Source organism: Mycobacterium sp. GA-2829, from assembly GCF_001499965.1.
In the GTDB taxonomy this organism is placed as follows: domain Bacteria; phylum Actinomycetota; class Actinomycetes; order Mycobacteriales; family Mycobacteriaceae; genus Mycobacterium.
On the sequence record NZ_LQIT01000037.1, the window covers coordinates 16,800 to 34,380 of the forward strand.

Below are 17,581 nucleotides of genomic sequence, written 5' to 3' on the forward strand. Positions count from 1 at the left end.
CGCCCCACCCGCCAGCGGAGGCATACCCGTGACCACGATGGGCGCCGAGCCGACACAGGTCGGGCTGCGACGCGCCGACGGCGTCGAGCTGATCGGGGAGATGGCGGGGTCCGGATACCGGACCCCGCCGGCCCTGGTCCGGCGTGCCGACGGCCAGACGGTGCAGTTGACACCGTTGCTGTACGCCGTCCTGCGCGCGATCGACGGCCATCGGTCGCCGGCCGAGGTCGCCGAGGCGGTCTCCGCGGCGACCGGCCGCACGGTGAGTGCCGACAACGTCAGCCAGCTCGTCGACGCGCGGCTTCGGCCGCTGGGTCTGCTGGTGCGCGCCGACGGTGGACAGCCCGAGGTCAAGAAGCGAGACCCGTTGCTGGGGTTGAGGTTTCGCTATGCCGTCACCGATCCGGAGCGGACCCGGCTGCTGACCGACCCGTTCCGGGTGCTCTTCCGGAGCTGGGTGGTCGTACCTGCGCTCGCCGCATTCGCGGTCGTCTGCTGGTGGGTGTTCTTCGAGAAGGGTCTTGCGTCGGCGGCGCACGACGCCTTTCAACGGCCGGGACTGCTGATCCTGGTCTTCGTGGTGACCATCCTGTCGGCGGGTTTCCACGAGTTCGGCCACGCCGCGGCGGCGCGGTACGGCGGCGCCACCCCCGGCGGCATGGGATTCGGGCTCTACCTCGTGTGGCCTGCGTTCTACACCGACGTCACCGATTCCTACCGCCTCGGCCGCGGCGGGCGCATCCGCACCGACCTCGGCGGGCTGTACTTCAACGCCCTGGTGGCGATCGTCATCACCGGGGTGTGGCTGTGGCTCGGCTACGACGCACTGCTGCTCGTCGTCGCCACGCAGATCCTGCAGATGCTCCGCCAACTCGCGCCGCTGGTGCGGTTCGACGGCTACCACGTGCTCGCCGATGTGACCGGGGTGCCCGATCTCTACTCGCGCATCAAACCGACCCTGCTGGGTGCGTTGCCGTGGCGGTGGGGCGATCCGCACGCCCGGCTGCTGAAACCGTGGGCGCGGATCGTCGTCACGCTCTGGGTCGTCCTCGTGGTCCCCGTGCTGCTGGCGACGCTGGCGATCGCGGTGTGGACGCTGCCGCGGCTGCTCGGCAGCGCGTGGGCGGGGCTGACCACACAGCGCGACGTCCTGGTGACCGCATGGGCCGACGGCGATCTGGTGCAGGCCGTCGCGCGGGTGCTCGCGATGATCGCGATCGTCATCCCCGTCGCGGGGGTGCTCTACATGCTGGGCCGGTTCGTCCGCCGCAGCGCCACAGGCGTTTGGAAGAGCACGGCCGGGAAACCGGTCATGCGGTTGCTCGCCGTGGTCGGGGGTGCGGCGATAAGCGCGGGTGTCGCCTACGCCTGGTGGCCGGGTGACGGGAACTACCGGCCGATCGAACCGTGGGAGCGCGGCACCATCGGCGACATCGTCTACGCGCTGAAGTCCGACACCATGTCGGACTCGCCGGCGCGGCGCGACGGCGACCCCCGCTTGGTGTCGGCGCCGACTCTGGTGAAGGGCGAGCAGGGTGTCATCCGGGCGGTCTGGGACACCGCCAGCCCGATGCCGACGCAGCAGTCGCCACAGCTCGCGCTGATCATGGTGCCGCGGCAGGACGTCGACTACACCGGCGGCCGGGGTGGTGCGGGGTACTCGGGCGTCGCAGGTACCTCGGGCAGCGCGGGCGGGGGCGCCGGCGACGGCTGGGTGTTCCCGGTCGACAGACCGCTCGCCCCGGAGCCCGGCGACAATCAGGCGCTGGCGGTCAACACCACCGACGAAACCACCGTCTACGAAGCGGCGTTCGCGATGGTGTACGTCACCGACAACTCCGACGCGATGAACGTCAACGAGGCGCAGGCGTACGCGTCGTGCGACTCCTGCGCCGCGGTCGCGGTGGCCTATCAGGTGGTGTTCGTCGTCGACAGCGACGCGACCGACGACAACGTGGTGGCGCCGCAGAACCTGGCGGGCGCGCTGAACTACGAGTGCGCGAACTGCCTGACCTACGCGCTGGCGCGGCAGGTGTTCATCACCCTCGACGAACCGCTGTCCGAGGACGCGACGAAGGAACTCGACGCGGTGTGGGCCGAACTCGCGCAGTTCGAGAAGGACATCGAGGCGGGGAAGGTGCCGCCCGACGAGATCGAGACGCGCCTCGACGGCTACACCACCCGCATCCTCGCGATCGTCGAGAAGGATCAGCCCGGGACCATCCCGACGACGTCAGGCACGTCCACGCCGCCGACCACGAGCACGAGCGTCGCGACGTCCACCACCGTCGCCCCGGAGACCTCCGCGGTCACCCCGACGGTGCCCGAGACTTCCTCCGCGCCTTCGACTTCCGCGGACGCCACCGCGGTACAGAGCGCAACCGCGACGCCCTCGCCGTCGGCGACGGCCGCGGCGCCCACCACCGCCGAGACGGCCGAGTCGACGGCGCCGGAGCCCACCTCGGACGGCACGACCTCCGGGGACACCACGGCCGGGGACACTTCGGCGGACACGGACAGCACGAGCGGCGCCGACAGTTCGACCGGTTCGGGCACCGCGCCCTGACCGGGGTCAGTCCTCGTCGGGCCGGTTCAGCGCTGCGCGGATCATCGGCAGGAACCACCCCGACAGCGGCCACACGGCGGCCAGTGCCACCGCGCACAGCACGCTGACGGTGTTGAAGACCATGCGGTCGCGCCGGCCACGGTCGTCGTCGCCGAACTGCCGCCGCAGCAACGCCACGGTGGTCACCAACCAGCCGCCCAGATACAGGGCGATGAGCAGATACCTCATCCCCCGCCGTTGTACACCACTGCGGGGGGACTCGCTGGCGGCGACTGCCGTCGGTCTCACAGTAAGCCCCTAGACTGGCCCCCCGTGGGCATCGTTCTGGGTTTCGCACCGTGGGTCGTGTACTGGATCCTGATGGGCAACGTGCCCTTCCTCGTCGCGGGGGTGGCGGCTCTGGTCGTCGCGATCGCCGCGGTGGCGCTCGGTCCCACCAAGCACGCGGCGGGGCGCACCCTCGACGTCGGGGCGGCGGCCACCTTCGCCGTGCTGACCGTGCTGACCTTCGTGGTCAGCGACGCGGCTGCGGAGCGCTGGTTCGCGCCGCTCAGCTTCCTCGGGATCTTCCTCACCGCCTTGATCGGCGTCCTCACCAAGCGGCCGTTCGTCCGCGAGTTCGCCGCGGCCGGACAGCCCAAGGAGATCGTGGCCACCGACCTGTTCGAGCAGATCACCCTGCGGCTCACCTGGATCTGGGTCGGGGTGTTCGCGGCGATGGCGGTGTCGTCGGCGATCCCGCCGCTGGTCCGCTCCGACGCGTCGATCCTCGACACCGACACCCCGCTGACGTTCGTCTGCTACTGGGTCATCCCGTTCCTCCTTGTTGCAGCGGGTGCGCTGGCATCGCGGGTGCTGCCCGAGCGGATGATGGCGGGCGCGGGGGACATCGAGCGCAAGACGACCTTCGTCGCCTACAGCGAGGCCGCCATCGACGAGCTGTACTACCTGGCCCAGGAACACGTGAACCGCGAGGTCGGGCCGGGACAGGAGGCCTACAACGTCAAGGTGGGCGGTAAGGGCACCCCGCTGGTGGGCGACGAGTCGCGGCAGTCCTGGCCGGCGACCTACAAGGTGCGCGAGCGCCACTGAGAAACGGGCATCACTCGGGCGGATCGGTGAACGTGACGGGGTCACCGATCCGGATCGTGCCCGAGGTGAGGACCCGGCACGCCGAACCGGCCCGCCGGCGCAGTGCGGCGGCCGCACCGGCGCCGATCTCGTCGTCGAGCAACCGGCACGGCGCCAGGATCCGCACCACCTCGAGTTCGACCTCGCCGATCGACACCCGGGTGCCCGGGCGGGTCGGGATCTCCCCGGAGTCGACGGTGACGTTGCGCCGGGTGGCGCCCGGGTCGAAGTCGTGGCCGAGGTCGCGGGCGGCGAGGTCGAGCAGTTCGGCGGACTGCAGGGACACGTGGCGGTGCCGGGTGCCGTGATAGCGGTCGCCCACCAGACCGTTGCCGGCCTCGGCGACGACTTCTTAGACCGGCCGCACGGGCAGCCGGCGGGCCTTGGCGATGTGCAGAGCGACCACCTTCACCGCCGCGATTGTACGGAAGCTGTCCGGTCTGGCCACGAAATAGGCTGTGGTGCCGTAGGTTCGGGCCGTGCCGGATGTGCTGAACCGCCAGATCGTGTTGCGCCGCCGCCCCGTCGGGTTGGTGGCCCCCGGGGACACCGAGCTGATCGAGGCGCCCGCGCCCGAACCCGCCGACGGAGAAGCGTTGCTGCGCACCACTTTTGTCGGCATCGACGCGGCGATCCGCACCTGGCTCGACGACCAGCGCGGCTACCTGCCCCCGGTACAGCTCGGCGAGGTGATCCGGGCCGCCGGTATCGGTGAGGTCGTGGCCTCGCGGTGCGATGCCTTCGAGGTCGGGGACGTGGTCACCACGCTGTCGGGTTTCCAGGAGTACGTGATCATCCGCGACGACCTGTTCAGCACGCCGATCCCGGGCCGCGAGAAGGTCGACCAGCCCGCGGTGATGTCGGTGTACGGACCGACCGGCGTCACCGCGTACTTCGGGATGACCGACATCGGGCGGCCGCGGGCGGGGGAGACCGTCGTCGTGTCGGCGGCCGCGGGTGCGACGGGTTCGGTGGCCGGGCAGATCGCCAAGATCGCGGGTGCCAGGGTGGTCGGCATCGCGGGCGGCCCGGAGAAATGCCGCGCCGTGGTCGAGGATTTCGGGTTCGACGCGTGCATCGACTACCGCTCGGAGGATCTGCGGACGGCGCTGAAACTGCACTGCCCCAAAGGCGTCGACGTGTACTTCGACAACGTCGGCGGTGCCGTCCTCGACGCGGTGCTCGGCCGGCTCGCGCAGAACGCCCGCGTGGTGCTGTGCGGGGTGATCTCGAGCTACCTCGACGGCCACCATCCCGGACCCGCCAACTACGTGAACCTGTTGTCGCGCACCGCGCTCATGCAGGGATTCAACGCGCTGGACCAGTGGGGCAGGTCCGAGGAGGCGTTCGCCGCGCTGCGCGCATGGGACGAGCAGGGCCTGCTCGTGCACCGGGAGCATGTCTTCGACGGCATCGCCTCGTGCGTCGACGCCCTCAACGGGCTGTTCGCCGGCGTGAACATCGGCAAGATGCTGGTGAAGGTCGGCGAACCGTCAGGACCTCAGGTCCAGTAGAGCGTGCGCGCGCCCGGCAGCGTCGTGGCCAGTTCGGCGTCGAACCACGACCGCAGGTCGGCCATCACGTCCTTGGGATAGACGTACTTCGCCGAACCGTACTTACCGAACTTGCGGGTGCGCGCCGCCTCGTCCATGTCGAGTTTGGTACGCGGGTACCACCCGGTCAGGACGTCCTTGCTGGTCGCGGTGAAGCGGTGAGTGATGCACTCGACGGTCAGGTCGAGGTCGTCGACGTCGGCCACCGCGTCGGCGACGTCGCGCAGCAGCGCGCCGTACTGCTCGCGCCAGTCCGGGATCGGCATGATCGGGGCGATGGTCAGGCCGACGCGGTATCCGGCGTGCGCGAGCGCCCGCAGCGCTGCGACCCGGCGGGGCAGTCGCGCGGTGCCCCCTTCGAACCGGCCCGCGATTTCCTCGGCGTTGACCGACACCCGGACTCGGGTGCGGCGACCGTGCGGCAGCGCGAGCAGCGGCGCGACATTGTCGTACTTGGTGGTGAACCGCAGCCCGACCGGCCCGGACCAGTCATGGGTGCCGACGTGGGCGATGGTCGCCGACAGCGACCCGGTGAGGTGTTCGAGGGCGAGCGGGTCGGTGTAGCAGGACGCCTCGAAGGTGGTGCCCTCCCCGGACCGCTCCGCCGAGGACGACGTGATGGTGCCGCGGCCGACGTGCTCGTCCATCCCGGCGAGGATCTCCGGCAGGTTCGCATACACCCGGGTGATCGGCGGACCCGACAAAGAACCCGCGAGGTAGCAGTACTGGCAGTGGCCGGGACACCCCTGCGCCAGGTCGATGCGCCAGTCCGCGCTGGGCGGGATCGGCTGCAGGCGCCGTTTGCTCGGTGGGGCGACCACCACCGCCAGCGTGCGTTTGGCCAGCGCGTACGCGGCGCGGTCGGTGTCGGCGCCCAACGGTGGGAGCCGGTCACCGGACAGCAACCGGATGTCGTCGACGCGTGCGGCTTCGCAGCGCGCCACGATCTCGGCGCCGTGGGGGAGTTCGGCGGCCGACCGGGTGACCAGCACGCGGCTGGGGATCCACAGGGTCGGGGTCGGGGTGTCGAGAGTCGGCAACGTCATCGCCTGTGGTGCAACACCGGCCGCGTTGCCGGGATTCCGGTGGAGATCAGCCCCAGACGCCGGTCATGTTCAGCACCACACCGACCGCGATGGCGAGGAAGACCAGCGCGAAGATCACCACCAGCGCGATGGTGGTGACCGAACCCGGGGTGATCCGGTGTTTGGGGCGCGGCAACGCAGGACCCACCCCGGACATCTGATCGGAGTCGGGTGGCGTAGCCCCGGGCGTCACCCCGCCGCCGGATTCGAGGTCCGGTGTCTGCGCCGGCTCGGGGTCTGGGGGTATCGCTGTCATCGCGGGGTCGGCCTCCTCGTTCAACAAGTCTCGGTCAGTCGACGCGTACCCCGTCGCGGTCGGCTCACACGCATGTCCTCGGTCACCGGATCACCGTTGGGTCTCACTCCGGCATCACTTCGCCCCGAAGGGACGTCTCACATAGCGAGACGGTTGTTACGGACGGTACAAGTGATGCTGGTGGGAAGTGCCCACCCGGGTTGTCGATCGAAGAGGTGAACTTGAGATGAGGCGCATATACGCCGTCGTCATCTGTCTGATGCTGGCCCTGGCAACGGCCGGTACCGCGAGCGCGGACCTGTTTCCCCTGCCGACCCGGAACCAGAAGGCGATCGACGTGGTGATCGCCCGCGCGTTGTCCCAGCGCGGCGTGCCGTTCGCGTACGGCGGCGGCAACACGGCAGGTCCGTCGCTGGGTAACCCGGCGGGCAGCAGCACCCCCGCGCCGGCCGCACCGCCCGCGGGCGTCATCCCGGTCGACGGCAGCGGCGCCGCCATCCCGGTCGCCGGCCTGCCCGGCGCCGTGCCCGGCCTGGTCATGCCCGAGCCGCCGCGGCCGCAGGTCGTCGGTTTCGACGCCTCGGGGCTGATGGTCTACGCGTTCGCCGGCGCCGGGCTGAAGATCCCGCGGACCTCCGGCGACCAGTACCTCGTCGGGCGCAAGGTGCTGCCGTCACAAGCTCTGCCGGGCGACCTGATCTTCTACGGCCCCAACGGGACTCAGAGCGTCGCGATGTTCCTCGGCGGCGGGCAGATGATCGAGGCCAGCGATACCGGAGTACAGGTCTCCCCGGTGCGCACCAACAACATGGCGCCGTACCTGGCGCGCTACATCGACTGAAGCGCTCGTCGCCGTCAGACGTAGACGGCCTTCAGCGGTGACAGGTCGGTCTGCATCAGCACGACGTTGTAGTCACCCCACAGCGACATGTTCCAGTAGAGGCTGCTGAGGTCGGGATCGCCGTTGGAGTCCTTCAGATCCCCAGTGCCCGACCAGGGGTGGATCATCGGCGCGTACAGCCCGGGGTACTGCTTGGACGTGGCGATCGTGACCGGCGCCGACCACGGACCCTCCGGAGTGTCGGCGGTGCGCAGCTGGATGTCGTTGTTGCCGTCGCCGTAGAGCACGACGTACTTGCCGAGGTACTCGTTGTATTGCACCGACAGCTCGCTGACGTTGCCGCCGGTTTTCGCGCCGAACAGCCCACCGAGGTAGCCGCCGAACACGTTGGGGTCGTTGGCCCAGTCGACGACGAAGCCGAACAGCCCCGACGACTTCTTCGAGTCACCGATGATCGGGGTGGCGGCCACGGGCTTGTTCTTGACCCACTTCTTGCCGTTCCAGTATTCGTACTTCGACAGGTCGGTCACCTGACCCTCGGGGACGCGCGAGAGGTAGGCCGAACCGGCGCGACCCGACGGCGTACCGAACGCGTACAGGTACCGGACGCCGTCCTCGCCGACCTGATCTTCGGGCTGCAGGACGTAGGCGGCCTGCTGAAAGTTCTGGTTGCCGGGCACGTACGGCGTGGTCGACCGGAACCACCCCGCCGAGCGGATCGTCGACGCCGCGAGCACCCACTTGTCCTTCGCCTCGTCATAGACGCTGATCGCGGAGTAATTCGTGGTCCACCGGCCGGGGGTGTCCCACGACTTGACCGACATGAAGTTCACGAACTGCTTGCCGTCGATCTGGATGCCCGACGTCGGGATCTGCGTGACCTCGGATCCGAAGATCCCGAGCCGGCCGCCGAAGGGGCCGATGAACCGGCCCGCGTATCCGGTCTGCAGGAGCTGCAGCCCGTTGGTCAGGTTGTGGTCGGTGCTGACGAGCAGCACGTTCGACCGCCAGTCGCCGGTCATGTTGGCGTTGGCGAACGTGTCGCCGAACGCGACGTGCACGAAGCGCTCACCCAGCCGGATGCCACCGTCCCACATGATGCCGAGGTCGGTGCCGCCGATACCGAAGTTGTTGGGCACCTTGCCCGTCACCCAGCCCTTGTTGACCGACGGCAGGGTGCTGGGGAACGGGTTCGCCGCCGCCGCCGTCACGATGCTCGACTCCGAAGCCCCGGTGTTCGCGGGCCGGATGAACGCCCGCTCGAATTCGCGTCGCGCCCAAGCCAACACAGCCCACAGCGTGGGCGGGGGAGCCGGGGCGGCAGGCAGGTTGGCGATCAGGGGCGCCAGGCCGACGGCCGCGAGCAGTCCGGAGAACGTCTTGGGCAGGCTCGGCGCCGTCGACGGCACCGCACGGGCCGTCGAGGCGGCCGTGTTCACCACCGGCTCGTCGGTGGGCAGAGACTCCGCGACCTCGTCGGTCACGGTTTCGGACGTCGCGGGGGTGTCGACGACGGTGGGCTCGTCGGCGGTGGGCAGGACCTCGTCGGCAGGCTCCTCGATGACCTCGTCGGTGGTGTCCTCGCCCACTTCCTCGACCGTCTCCTCGACGGCGGTCTCCTCCTCGGCAGCGCTCGTCGACGAGCCGGCCTTCGGCGACTGCGGCACGGACGGTTCCGGATCGGTCGCGGGCTCCTCGGCCGGTTCCTCGGCGTCCTCGTCTGTGGCTGCCTCTTCGTCTGCGTCCTCGTCGTCGCCCAGGTCGAGGTCCGCGTCCGCGTCGTCCTGGTCGCTCGACTCGGTCGGCCCGGCGTCCTCGTCGTCGTCCGACGACGGTGTGGCGTCCTTCTCGGTGCCTGACGTTTCGGTCGACGCGCTCGATTCCGAGGCAGAGGGATCGCCGGCCGATGCAGATTCGGACGAGGAATCAGAGGGGGACGAACCCGTCGTATCGGCCACCGCGACACCGTGACCCAGGGTCACCGCGGCGCCGACACCCAGCGCGACGGCGAGAGCGCCGATCCGGCCCACGTGCGCGGCAGCGCTGCTCTTCGATCTCATCCGTGCATTCCCCTGTCGTCGCGGCGTCGATACCGACTTGATATCGCCGGCTGTGGCCAGAGTGTTTCAAATCGCAAACTTCGGGGTAGTCCGCGCAATCCGGACCAAATTACGTGACGCTGTGTCACGATTTGCGGCGTGGAGCTTGCCGACAGCGTCGACGCGGACGCGGGCCGCCCGGCACGGGGACGCCGTCGCGACCCGCTGACCCGCGAGAACGTGCTGGCCTCGACACGGCGGATCCTCGCCGGGCAGGGCTACGACCACGTGACCGTCGAGCGAGTGGCGCGGGAAGCGGGGGTCAGCAGACCGACCGTCTACCGCCGCTGGCCGTCGAAGGCGCACATCGTGTTCGACGCCGCGTTCCAGACCGCGGACTCCGCCGAGATCCTTTCCAGCACCGGCGATTTCGCCGCCGATCTGCGGCGTTTCGTGCGCGCGGTTCTCGAATTCTGGCGTGAGCCCGCCGTGTACGCCGCGGCACTGGGCATCCTGGCCGAACGACAGCGCGATCCGGAGCTCAGCATCCGGGCACAGCAGCTGCTCGACAAGGCCACCCAGGCCGCGTTCACCGAGCTGGTGCACGACGGCGTCCGTCAGGGTGCCGTACCCGCCGACGTCGATCCGGAGTTCCTGTACGACACCGTCGTCGGCAGCGCCTTCTACGCCGTCCAGGTCCGCGGTGTCACCGACTTCGACGCCTTCGTCACCAACCTGTGCACCCTGGTCACCCGACAGAGATGAGACCCACGATGAGCACCGAACTCTCCCAAGCCTTTCGGGAACTGCTCGACGAACTACGCGCCGTCGAGGACAAGATCCTCACCGCCGATCCGCCGCTGTCGGAGGCCGATCTGCTCGACGGATACCGCCTGACGTTCAGCCTGCTGCGCGTGGCGGTCGACACCTACGTCTGGGGGGACAAGGACAACCCCCGGTTCGTCGACGTCATCGGTCCCTATCAGAAGTGGGGTGGCGACAACTCGGACGCCTTCTACCAGGTCGCGCCGGTCGATCCGCGCCGGACGTACCGGGTTCGAGGTAACCGCGGCGACGCCGTGTATCTGTCGATCACCGTCTACGGCGGACCCGACGACGGCCACTACAGCACCCGCATCGTCGGCACCCTCAACGACCGTGACCTCGACTTCGACGCCGACGGCAACTTCGAATTCACCATGAGCCCCCACCCGCAGCCGGCGACCTGGCTGCGCCTCGACGATGATGCGGTGACCGCGCTGACCCGCGACTACCTCACCGCGCCAGACACCGGCCGCCGCACGCAGTGGGTGATCGAGAGCGTCGACCCACCGGCCCGGCGCCACGACGACGCCGAGGACCTCGCGCGCCGAATGCGGGCCGCCCGCACCTGGATTCGTGAACAGTGCTCGTTCCTGCCGACGCGGATCGACCCGCCGAACGAGATACTCGAACCGTTCCCGGTACCGCAGAACGCGTACGGCTGGTCGGCGGCCGACGCGGCGTACGCCATGGGCGCCTACGCACTCGAACCCGACCAGGCGCTGGTGGTCGAGGGCACCTCGCCGCCGTGTGCGTTCTGGAACCTGTGCCTGTGGAATCCGTTCCTGCACACCTACGACTACACCTACGAACGGGTCACCCTCAACGGCGCGCAGGTCACCTACGAACCGGACGGATCGTGGCAGATCGTGATCGCCGATCGCGATCCCGGCCACCCGAACTGGGTGTCCACCGCCGGCCGCGGCACCGGCCTGATCTGGCTGCGGTGGTTCCTGCCCGACGAGACGCCGGCGCGGCCACTGTGCCGGGTCGTGGATCTGGCGCAGGTGGCCCGGTGACCGCCCAGGTCGCCCGCCCGGCGCCGATCGCGTTCGACGACCTCGCCGAACCGGTGTTCCCGGCCGCGGCCGGGCCGATGCGCGAGGCGCTGGCCGCCTACGGCGCCGCGCTGGACCTGTCACCGCAGGCGCTGCTGGCGACGGCTCGAGACCGCGCCGGGCTGACCGACTTCGGCGACGACGGGTTCCGCGCCCGCCTCGAGGTGCTGTGCGCATCGCTGACCACCGAGGCCGCACTGTCGGACGTCGGCCAAGCGATGGCCTTCGAACAACTCACCCAGCACCTCGTCAACCGCCTGCGGCTGACCGACCTCGTCGCGAGGCATCCCGAGATCCTCGATGTCCGGATCGAGCGCCCGATCATCATCTGCGGGCTGCCCCGCACGGGAACGACCCACCTGCACAACATGATCGCCGCCGATCCGGCGATCCGCTACCTGCCCTACTGGGAGAGCCTGGAACCCGTCCCCGCACCGGGGGAGACGGGGACGCAGGGCCGCCGGGAGCGCTGTGCGGCGGGTCTCGACCTGCTGCACACCGCGATGCCGGAGTTCCGCCGCATGCACGACATGACCGTCGACCATGCGCACGAAGAGATCCAACTGCTGGCCAACGACATCGGCGGCATGCTCTTCGAGACCACCTTCCACGTCCCCGGATACGCGGCCGACTACCAGGCCCACGACCAGACCCCGTCGTACGCATTCCTCAAGACGACCCTGCGGGCGTTGCAGTGGCTGGGCGGGGGACGCCGGTGGGTGCTGAAGTCCCCGCAGCACCTCGAACAGTTCCCCGCCCTGGCGGCCACTTTCCCCGACGCGACTTTCGTTGTCACCCATCGTGATCCGGTCGAGGTCGTGCAGTCGATGGCGACGATGATCTGCTACGCGGCCCGGATGTCGTGTGACCGGCCCGATCCCGTTGCGCTGACCCGCTATTGGGTCGACCGCGCCGCCGACCTGCTCACCGCCTGCGTACGCGACCGCGACGCGCTGCCCGCCGACCGGTCCGTCGACATCCGTTTCGACGACTTCATGGCCGACGAAGAGGGCACGCTCGCAGCGATCTACGCGCTGGCCGACCAGCCGTTCGACGATCCCGCCCGCGCGGCGATGGCCCGGTTCCGCACCGCACACCCCCGCGGCATGTACGGCGGCGTGATCCACCGGCCGGCCGACCTCGGCCTGGACGCCGAGGCGGTGGCCACCCGGCTCGGCGATTACCACCGTCGCTTCGTCACGCGCTGAGCAACACGCGTCAAGCGCAGCAGGGCGGGTACCCTCGCGCCATGGGAGACAAGCGATGAGCGCGGGTCTGTTCGGACTGCTCGACGACGTCGCGGTGCTCGCGCGGATGGCCGCGGCATCGGTGGACGACATCGGCGCCGCCGCGGGGCGGGCGACCGCCAAGGCCGCGGGCGTGGTCGTCGACGACACCGCGGTCACCCCGCAGTACGTGCACGGCATCGCCGCCGAGCGGGAACTCCCGATCATCAAACGCATCGCGATCGGGTCGCTGCGCAACAAGCTGCTGTTAATCCTCCCCGCGGCGCTGCTGCTCAGCCAGTTCGTGCCGTGGTTGCTCACCCCGATCCTGATGCTGGGAGCGACCTACCTCTGCTACGAGGGTGCCGAGAAGGTGTGGGGCCGCATCCGCGGTCATGACAGCCATGCCGTCCCGGCGGCCGAGGCAGGGGAGGACGCCGAGAAGTTCATGGTCACCGGCGCGATCCGTACCGACTTCATCCTGTCCGCGGAGATCATGGTGATCGCGCTCAACGAGGTCGCCGCCGAGTCGTTCTTCCCGCGGCTGATCATCCTGGTGATCGTCGCGCTGGTGATCACCGCTGCGGTGTACGGCGTGGTGGCGGGCATCGTGAAGATGGACGACATCGGGCTGCGGCTGACGCAGCGCACGTCGCGCTTCGCGCAGTCGGTGGGGCGAGGGCTGGTCACCGGGATGCCCAAGCTGCTGGCCGCCCTGTCGCTGATCGGCACGGTCGCCATGCTCTGGGTCGGCGGGCACATTCTGCTGGTCGGCTCCGACGAATTAGGGTGGCACACGCTCTACGGGTGGGTGCACCACGCGGAGGAGGCCGTCCACCACGCCGTCGACGGCGTCGGCGCGGTGCTGGCCTGGCTGGTCAACACCGGGGCCTCGGCGGTGATCGGCCTGATCGTCGGTGCCGTGGTGCTCGCGGTCGTACACCTGCTGCCGTTCGGCCGCAAGCACTGATTGGCCGCCGCGGCCGCCGGGTAGCCCGACACGGTGACCCCACGTGAGACACCCGAGGACGAGGACCACGTCACCGCGGCCGAGGACGACGGTTCGGCGGAGTTCCAACCCGAGGACGGCGGGGCGGCCCCACCGTCGGCGCCCGAACGCTAGACGAACATCTCCTTGACCGCCCTGCGGTTGAGTTTGCCGCTGGGCAGCACCGGCAGCTGGTCGGTGGTGGTGACCAGCCAGCGGGTCGGCACCTTGTAGGACGACAGCTGGGTCCGCACCCGCGCCGACAGGTCGGCGACGTCGAGGTCACCCGCGGCGGGTACGACGGCCGCGCAGACCTGTTCACCGCGCTCGGGGTCGTCGACGCCGACCACCACGCACTGCACGACGTCGGGGAACTGTTCGACGACCGCCTCGACCTCCAGCGGGGAGACGTTGGCCCCTGCGGATTTGATGAGTTCGCTGGTGCGGCCGACGTAGAACAGCCGCGGGTCATCGGGTCGGCGGTAGACCCGGTCGCCGGTGTGGTACCAGCCGTCGGCGTCGAACGTCTCGGCGCGTTCGCGTTTGTTGTACCCGGCCATCACCCCGACCCCGCGGATGAGCAGTTCCCCGACCGTGCCGTCGGGCACTGGGCCGCCGTTCTCGTCGACGATCGCCATCTCGGTGAACGTGAACCCGCCCGCGGTCTCCGACATCGTCCGGTGCACCGGGTAGCCGTCGGGCACGTCGGTCATCGCGATGTCGAGCGGACCGTGCACCAGCGTGGGGGCGCTGCTGAGGTCGCGGGCGGCGAACGACGGGTGGTCGCGCAGCCGCTGGGTGAATGCCGGCCACCCGATCAGCCCGGTCGCACGTTCGCGTTCGATGAGATCCAGCGCGGTCTGAGGGTCCAGCCGCGGCAGCACCAGCACCGTCACCGGTTCGTGCAGCGCCCCCGTCGCCGCCAGCAGGCCGCCGACCCAGAAGAACGGCATCGCGCACAGCACCCGCACCTCACCGGCCGTGCCGGTGACCACCCGCACCGCGGCGGGCCAGCCCGACGTCTGGCGCACCACGGTCCCGTGGGTGTGCAGCACCCCTTTCGGGTCGGCGGTGGATCCGGAGGTGTGCACCATGACCGCGAGGTCGGCGGGGTACACCTCCCGTTCGACCGCGGCCAGCACGTCGCGGGACACCGTGGCGTCGGCCGTGTCGTCGTGACGGGTCACCCACGGCTTGTCGGCGCGGCCGGTCACGACGACGGTGCGCAGATACGGGGCCGCGCGAAGCGCCAGGCGGCCCGCGGTCTGTCCCGTCAACTCGGGCAGCGCCGCCTCGAACCGCTCGGCGACATCGGTGCCGAGGACCTCGGCGGGCGCGACGACCAGCGCGACGTCGGCCAGCCGCACCACCTTGGCCAGCTCGGCCGGGGTGTACATCGTGCTCAGCGGGACCGCCAGCGCGCCGACGCGGGATACCGCCAGCCACCACACGATCCACTCGGCGCCGTTGGGGAAGAACAGCCCCACCCGCACGCCCTTGCCGACGCCGCGGTGCAGCAGCCAGCAGGCCAGCTCCGCCGAGCGGCGTTCGGCATCGGCGTAGGTCAGCCGCTCGGTGGGGGTGACGAGGTAGTCGTGGTCGCCGAACTCGGCGGCGCTGCGGGCCAGCAGCGCCGGGATCGTCGGATGCGACGGGGTCATCCGCCGATCTTCTCCGACACCCCGACCGCGCGTGTCACGGGGCTCACGTCGGATACCGGAACAGTGCCTCGCGCACACTCGTTGGACGGGCTATGGCGTCACAATCCCAGACCCACCGGACGCCGGTCGACCTGGCAGATCGTCTTCTCGACATCAAACGCATCTACCACGAACGCGGTATCGATCGGTTCCCGCGGGCCCGCGAGGTGCTCGACCGGTTCCCCGATGCCGAACGCATCGAAGTGCTCTCCCATCAGGCGATCCCCGGGCTGTACGGCAACGAGGGCAACGTCGAGGACTGGGTGCGCAACAAGCGCGAGGTGCTCGTACTCGGCGAGAAGAAGAGCCTGAGCGCGCGCCGCAACGAACGCTCCAGCGACTGGATCGCACCGTCGACGGCCAACGGCTGCGCGATGGCGTGCTCGTACTGCTACGTGCCGCGCCGCAAGGGTTACGCCAACCCGATCACGGTGTTCGCCAACATCGAGAAGATCACCGGCTACCTCGAGCTGCACGCCGCCCGGCAGGGACCCAAACCCGAACCGAACCAATGCGATCCGGTCGACTGGGTGTACGACATCGGCGAGAACAGCGACTGCTCGGCCGACGCCCTGGTCTCCGACAACGTGCGCGATCTCGTCGGCCTGTTCGCGCGGATCCCGAACGCGAAGGCCAGTTTCGCGACCAAACTCGTCAACCGCGACCTGCTCACCTACGACCCGCGCGGCGGTACCCGGGTGCGGTTCAGCCTGATGCCCGCCGAGACGTCCCGGCTGGTCGACGTGCGCACCTCCAAGATCGCCGACCGGATCGCCGCGATCGATGACTTCGTCGAGGCAGGCTATGAGGTGCACCTCAACTTCAGCCCGGTCATCGTGCACGAGAACTGGCTGGCCGACTGGGCTGAACTGCTCGACCAGATCGCCGACAACACGAACGACCGCACCAAACGCCAGCTGGCCGCCGAGATCATCTTCCTCACCCACAACGAGGGTCTGCACGACGTCAACCTCGGTTGGCATCCGAAGGGCGAGGAGTTGCTGTGGCGGCCGGATCTGCAGCAGCTCAAGCGCAGTCAGAACGGCCAGTGGAACGTCCGCTACAAGAGCCCGTGGAAGGGCAAGTGGGTGCAGCAGCTGACGGACCTGATCGGCGACCGGCTGCCGGACTGCCGGATCCGCTACGCGTTCTGACGCGTCAGCGGGCCTTCCACCGCGGGCGCCGTTTGTCGCGCCACGCCGCGATGCCCTCGGCGACGTCCTCGGTGGCCGCGGCGACCTTGCGCATGGTCTCGCCGAACCGCACGGATTCGATCCACCCCATGTTGGCGGTGCGCCACGCGACCTCCTTGGTCGCCCGCTGCGCCAGCGGTGCGGCCTCGGTGAGGGTGCGCGCCCAGTTGCGCGCCTCGGCCTGAAGATCCTCGGGTTCGACCAGCCGCCAGACCAGGCCGACCTCCTTGGCGCGCTGTGCGGTCATCGGTTTCCCGGTGAGCAGCAGCTCCATCGCGTCGGCCCACCGCACACGTTCGGGCAGCCGGATGGCGCCGACGATGGTGGGCATGCCGAGCGACACCTCGGGGAACGAGAAGGTGGCCTCGGTGCTGGCGATCACGAAGTCGCAGAACAGGACTCCGGTCACCCCGTAGCCAACGCACGGACCGTGTACGGCGGCGATGGTCGGTTTGAACAGCTCCATCCCGCTTTCGAAGCTGTTGATCGTCGGCTTCTCCCAGAAGGTTCCGCCGAAGGTCCCCACCGAACCCTGGCCGTCCTTGAGATCGCCGCCCGCGCAGAAGACGTCGCCGGTGGCGGTGAGGATGCCGACCAACGCGTCCTCGTCGTCGCGGAACCGGTCCCACGCGGTGTTGAGATCCTGGCGCAACGTACCGTTGATCGCGTTACGTGCCTCGGGCCGGTTCAGCGTGATGGTGGCGACGTGTTCGTCGAGCTCATAGGTGACTAGAGGCATGCTCGCACCCTAGTTGCGCTCACCCGCCTGCGAGCCACCTGTCCAGGCGACGCCGGTCCCGTTTGGTGGGCCGGCCCGCCCCGCGGTCACGTACCGCCACCGGGATCTCGGTCGTTTTGGGCGCCGGCGGGCTCCGGTCCAGGTAGCAGGTCACCGCATCGGCCGCGCCGACCCGCTTCTGGATCACCCGTACCACCTCGACGATCCGCGTCCGGTCACCGATGTGGGCGCGTACCTGATCGCCCGGAACCACCGTCGTCGCCGGTTTGGCGGGCCGGTCGTTGACCCGCACGTGCCCACCCCGGCACGCCGCCGCGGCGTCCGGTCGGGTCTTGGTGAGCCGAACGGCCCACAGCCACCGGTCTATTCGGGTCGATTCCATAC

17 protein-coding genes are annotated in these 17,581 nt (G+C 69.6%); 9 read left to right on the plus strand and 8 right to left on the minus strand.

Annotated features, from left to right (window positions below):
* Window positions 1-37: 37 nt before the first annotated feature.
* Complete coding sequence (locus tag AU194_RS21275; protein WP_231743524.1) at window positions 38-2,566, plus strand: M50 family metallopeptidase; 2,529 nt, start codon at window positions 38-40, stop codon at window positions 2,564-2,566.
* A gap of 6 nt (window positions 2,567-2,572) precedes the next feature.
* On the opposite strand, the gene AU194_RS21280 is transcribed toward AU194_RS21275, so the two are convergent.
* Window positions 2,573-2,794, minus strand: coding sequence for a hypothetical protein (locus AU194_RS21280; protein ID WP_059091254.1), 222 nt, complete (start codon window positions 2,792-2,794; stop codon window positions 2,573-2,575).
* A gap of 84 nt (window positions 2,795-2,878) precedes the next feature.
* Here AU194_RS21280 and AU194_RS21285 point away from each other — a divergent pair, with 84 nt between their 5' ends.
* Window positions 2,879-3,658, plus strand: a complete 780-nt coding sequence (locus tag AU194_RS21285) for a hypothetical protein (protein WP_059091255.1) — start codon at window positions 2,879-2,881, stop codon at window positions 3,656-3,658.
* Between the two features lie 10 nt (window positions 3,659-3,668).
* Here the strand turns inward: AU194_RS21285 and AU194_RS21290 are convergent, their stop codons facing one another.
* The gene (locus AU194_RS21290) at window positions 3,669-4,019 is read right to left on the minus strand and encodes an MOSC domain-containing protein (RefSeq protein ID WP_231743520.1); all 351 of its coding nucleotides are present in this window, start codon (window positions 4,017-4,019) and stop codon (window positions 3,669-3,671) included.
* Between the two features lie 157 nt (window positions 4,020-4,176).
* Here AU194_RS21290 and AU194_RS21295 point away from each other — a divergent pair, with 157 nt between their 5' ends.
* Window positions 4,177-5,211 carry an NADP-dependent oxidoreductase gene (locus AU194_RS21295; protein WP_059091256.1) on the plus strand — a complete coding sequence of 345 codons (1,035 nt, stop codon included), beginning with the start codon at window positions 4,177-4,179 and terminating at the stop codon, window positions 5,209-5,211.
* Here AU194_RS21295 and AU194_RS21300 read toward each other — a convergent pair.
* Window positions 5,199-6,296: a spore photoproduct lyase family protein gene (locus AU194_RS21300; RefSeq protein WP_059091257.1), complete on the minus strand. Its 1,098-nt coding sequence runs from the start codon at window positions 6,294-6,296 to the stop codon at window positions 5,199-5,201. The two genes, AU194_RS21295 and AU194_RS21300, sit on opposite strands and share 13 nt — an antisense overlap.
* Window positions 6,297-6,342: 46 nt before the next feature.
* Window positions 6,343-6,591 (minus strand): DUF6480 family protein, encoded by a 249-nt coding sequence (locus tag AU194_RS21305; RefSeq protein ID WP_059091293.1) that lies wholly within the window; start codon window positions 6,589-6,591, stop codon window positions 6,343-6,345.
* Between the two features lie 226 nt (window positions 6,592-6,817).
* Here AU194_RS21305 and ripD point away from each other — a divergent pair, with 226 nt between their 5' ends.
* Window positions 6,818-7,432, plus strand: a complete 615-nt coding sequence (gene ripD, locus AU194_RS21310) for an NlpC/P60 family peptidoglycan-binding protein RipD (protein WP_059091258.1) — start codon at window positions 6,818-6,820, stop codon at window positions 7,430-7,432.
* 14 nt (window positions 7,433-7,446) lie between these two features.
* Here ripD and AU194_RS21315 read toward each other — a convergent pair whose 3' ends face one another.
* The gene (locus AU194_RS21315) at window positions 7,447-9,492 is read right to left on the minus strand and encodes a DUF4185 domain-containing protein (protein ID WP_059091259.1); all 2,046 of its coding nucleotides are present in this window, start codon (window positions 9,490-9,492) and stop codon (window positions 7,447-7,449) included.
* Between the two features lie 138 nt (window positions 9,493-9,630).
* On the opposite strand from AU194_RS21315, the gene AU194_RS21320 reads away from it, so the two are divergent.
* The 4 genes from AU194_RS21320 to AU194_RS21335 are packed head-to-tail and all read left to right on the plus strand — an operon-like array spanning window position 9,631 to window position 13,547.
* On the plus strand, window positions 9,631-10,236 hold the full coding sequence (locus tag AU194_RS21320) for a TetR/AcrR family transcriptional regulator (protein ID WP_059091260.1): 606 nt from the start codon (window positions 9,631-9,633) through the stop codon (window positions 10,234-10,236).
* Window positions 10,237-10,244: 8 nt separating this feature from the next.
* Complete coding sequence (locus tag AU194_RS21325) at window positions 10,245-11,312, plus strand: DUF1214 domain-containing protein (RefSeq protein ID WP_082698765.1); 1,068 nt, start codon at window positions 10,245-10,247, stop codon at window positions 11,310-11,312.
* Window positions 11,309-12,559, plus strand: coding sequence for a sulfotransferase (locus tag AU194_RS21330; protein ID WP_059091262.1), 1,251 nt, complete (start codon window positions 11,309-11,311; stop codon window positions 12,557-12,559). Before AU194_RS21325 ends, AU194_RS21330 begins: the two co-directional genes overlap by 4 nt.
* 55 nt (window positions 12,560-12,614) lie before the next feature.
* Entirely contained in the window at window positions 12,615-13,547 is a 933-nt protein-coding gene (locus AU194_RS21335; RefSeq protein WP_059091263.1) for a DUF808 domain-containing protein, read from the plus strand.
* Window positions 13,548-13,696: 149 nt separating this feature from the next.
* Here the strand turns inward: AU194_RS21335 and AU194_RS21340 are convergent, their stop codons facing one another.
* Window positions 13,697-15,226 (minus strand): class I adenylate-forming enzyme family protein, encoded by a 1,530-nt coding sequence (locus tag AU194_RS21340; protein WP_059091264.1) that lies wholly within the window; start codon window positions 15,224-15,226, stop codon window positions 13,697-13,699.
* A gap of 92 nt (window positions 15,227-15,318) precedes the next feature.
* On the opposite strand from AU194_RS21340, the gene AU194_RS21345 reads away from it, so the two are divergent.
* Window positions 15,319-16,419: a spore photoproduct lyase family protein gene (locus tag AU194_RS21345; RefSeq protein WP_059091265.1), complete on the plus strand. Its 1,101-nt coding sequence runs from the start codon at window positions 15,319-15,321 to the stop codon at window positions 16,417-16,419.
* Between the two features lie 4 nt (window positions 16,420-16,423).
* Here AU194_RS21345 and AU194_RS21350 read toward each other — a convergent pair whose 3' ends face one another.
* Entirely contained in the window at window positions 16,424-17,197 is a 774-nt protein-coding gene (locus tag AU194_RS21350) for an enoyl-CoA hydratase/isomerase family protein (protein ID WP_059091266.1), read from the minus strand.
* A 19-nt stretch (window positions 17,198-17,216) separates the two neighbouring features.
* A complete protein-coding gene (locus tag AU194_RS21355; RefSeq protein WP_059091267.1) occupies window positions 17,217-17,579 on the minus strand; it encodes an RNA-binding S4 domain-containing protein in 363 nt (120 codons plus the stop codon).
* Window positions 17,580-17,581 lie beyond the last annotated feature (2 nt).

Excerpts from the sequence above, each read along its gene's own strand:
- AU194_RS21275 (WP_231743524.1), top strand. The coding sequence starts at position 38 with ATGGGCGCCGAGCCGACACAGGTCGGGCTGCGACGCGCCGACGGCGTC.
- AU194_RS21280 (WP_059091254.1), bottom strand. The coding sequence starts at position 2,794 with ATGAGGTATCTGCTCATCGCCCTGTATCTGGGCGGCTGGTTGGTGACC.
- AU194_RS21300 (WP_059091257.1), bottom strand. The coding sequence starts at position 6,296 with ATGACGTTGCCGACTCTCGACACCCCGACCCCGACCCTGTGGATCCCC.
- AU194_RS21305 (WP_059091293.1), bottom strand. The coding sequence starts at position 6,591 with ATGACAGCGATACCCCCAGACCCCGAGCCGGCGCAGACACCGGACCTC.
- ripD (WP_059091258.1), top strand. The coding sequence starts at position 6,818 with ATGAGGCGCATATACGCCGTCGTCATCTGTCTGATGCTGGCCCTGGCA.
- AU194_RS21315 (WP_059091259.1), bottom strand. The coding sequence starts at position 9,492 with ATGAGATCGAAGAGCAGCGCTGCCGCGCACGTGGGCCGGATCGGCGCT.
- AU194_RS21325 (WP_082698765.1), top strand. The coding sequence starts at position 10,245 with ATGAGCACCGAACTCTCCCAAGCCTTTCGGGAACTGCTCGACGAACTA.
- AU194_RS21335 (WP_059091263.1), top strand. The coding sequence starts at position 12,615 with ATGAGCGCGGGTCTGTTCGGACTGCTCGACGACGTCGCGGTGCTCGCG.
- AU194_RS21340 (WP_059091264.1), bottom strand. The coding sequence starts at position 15,226 with ATGACCCCGTCGCATCCGACGATCCCGGCGCTGCTGGCCCGCAGCGCC.
- AU194_RS21345 (WP_059091265.1), top strand. The coding sequence starts at position 15,319 with ATGGCGTCACAATCCCAGACCCACCGGACGCCGGTCGACCTGGCAGAT.
- AU194_RS21350 (WP_059091266.1), bottom strand. The coding sequence starts at position 17,197 with ATGCCTCTAGTCACCTATGAGCTCGACGAACACGTCGCCACCATCACG.
- AU194_RS21355 (WP_059091267.1), bottom strand. The coding sequence starts at position 17,579 with ATGGAATCGACCCGAATAGACCGGTGGCTGTGGGCCGTTCGGCTCACC.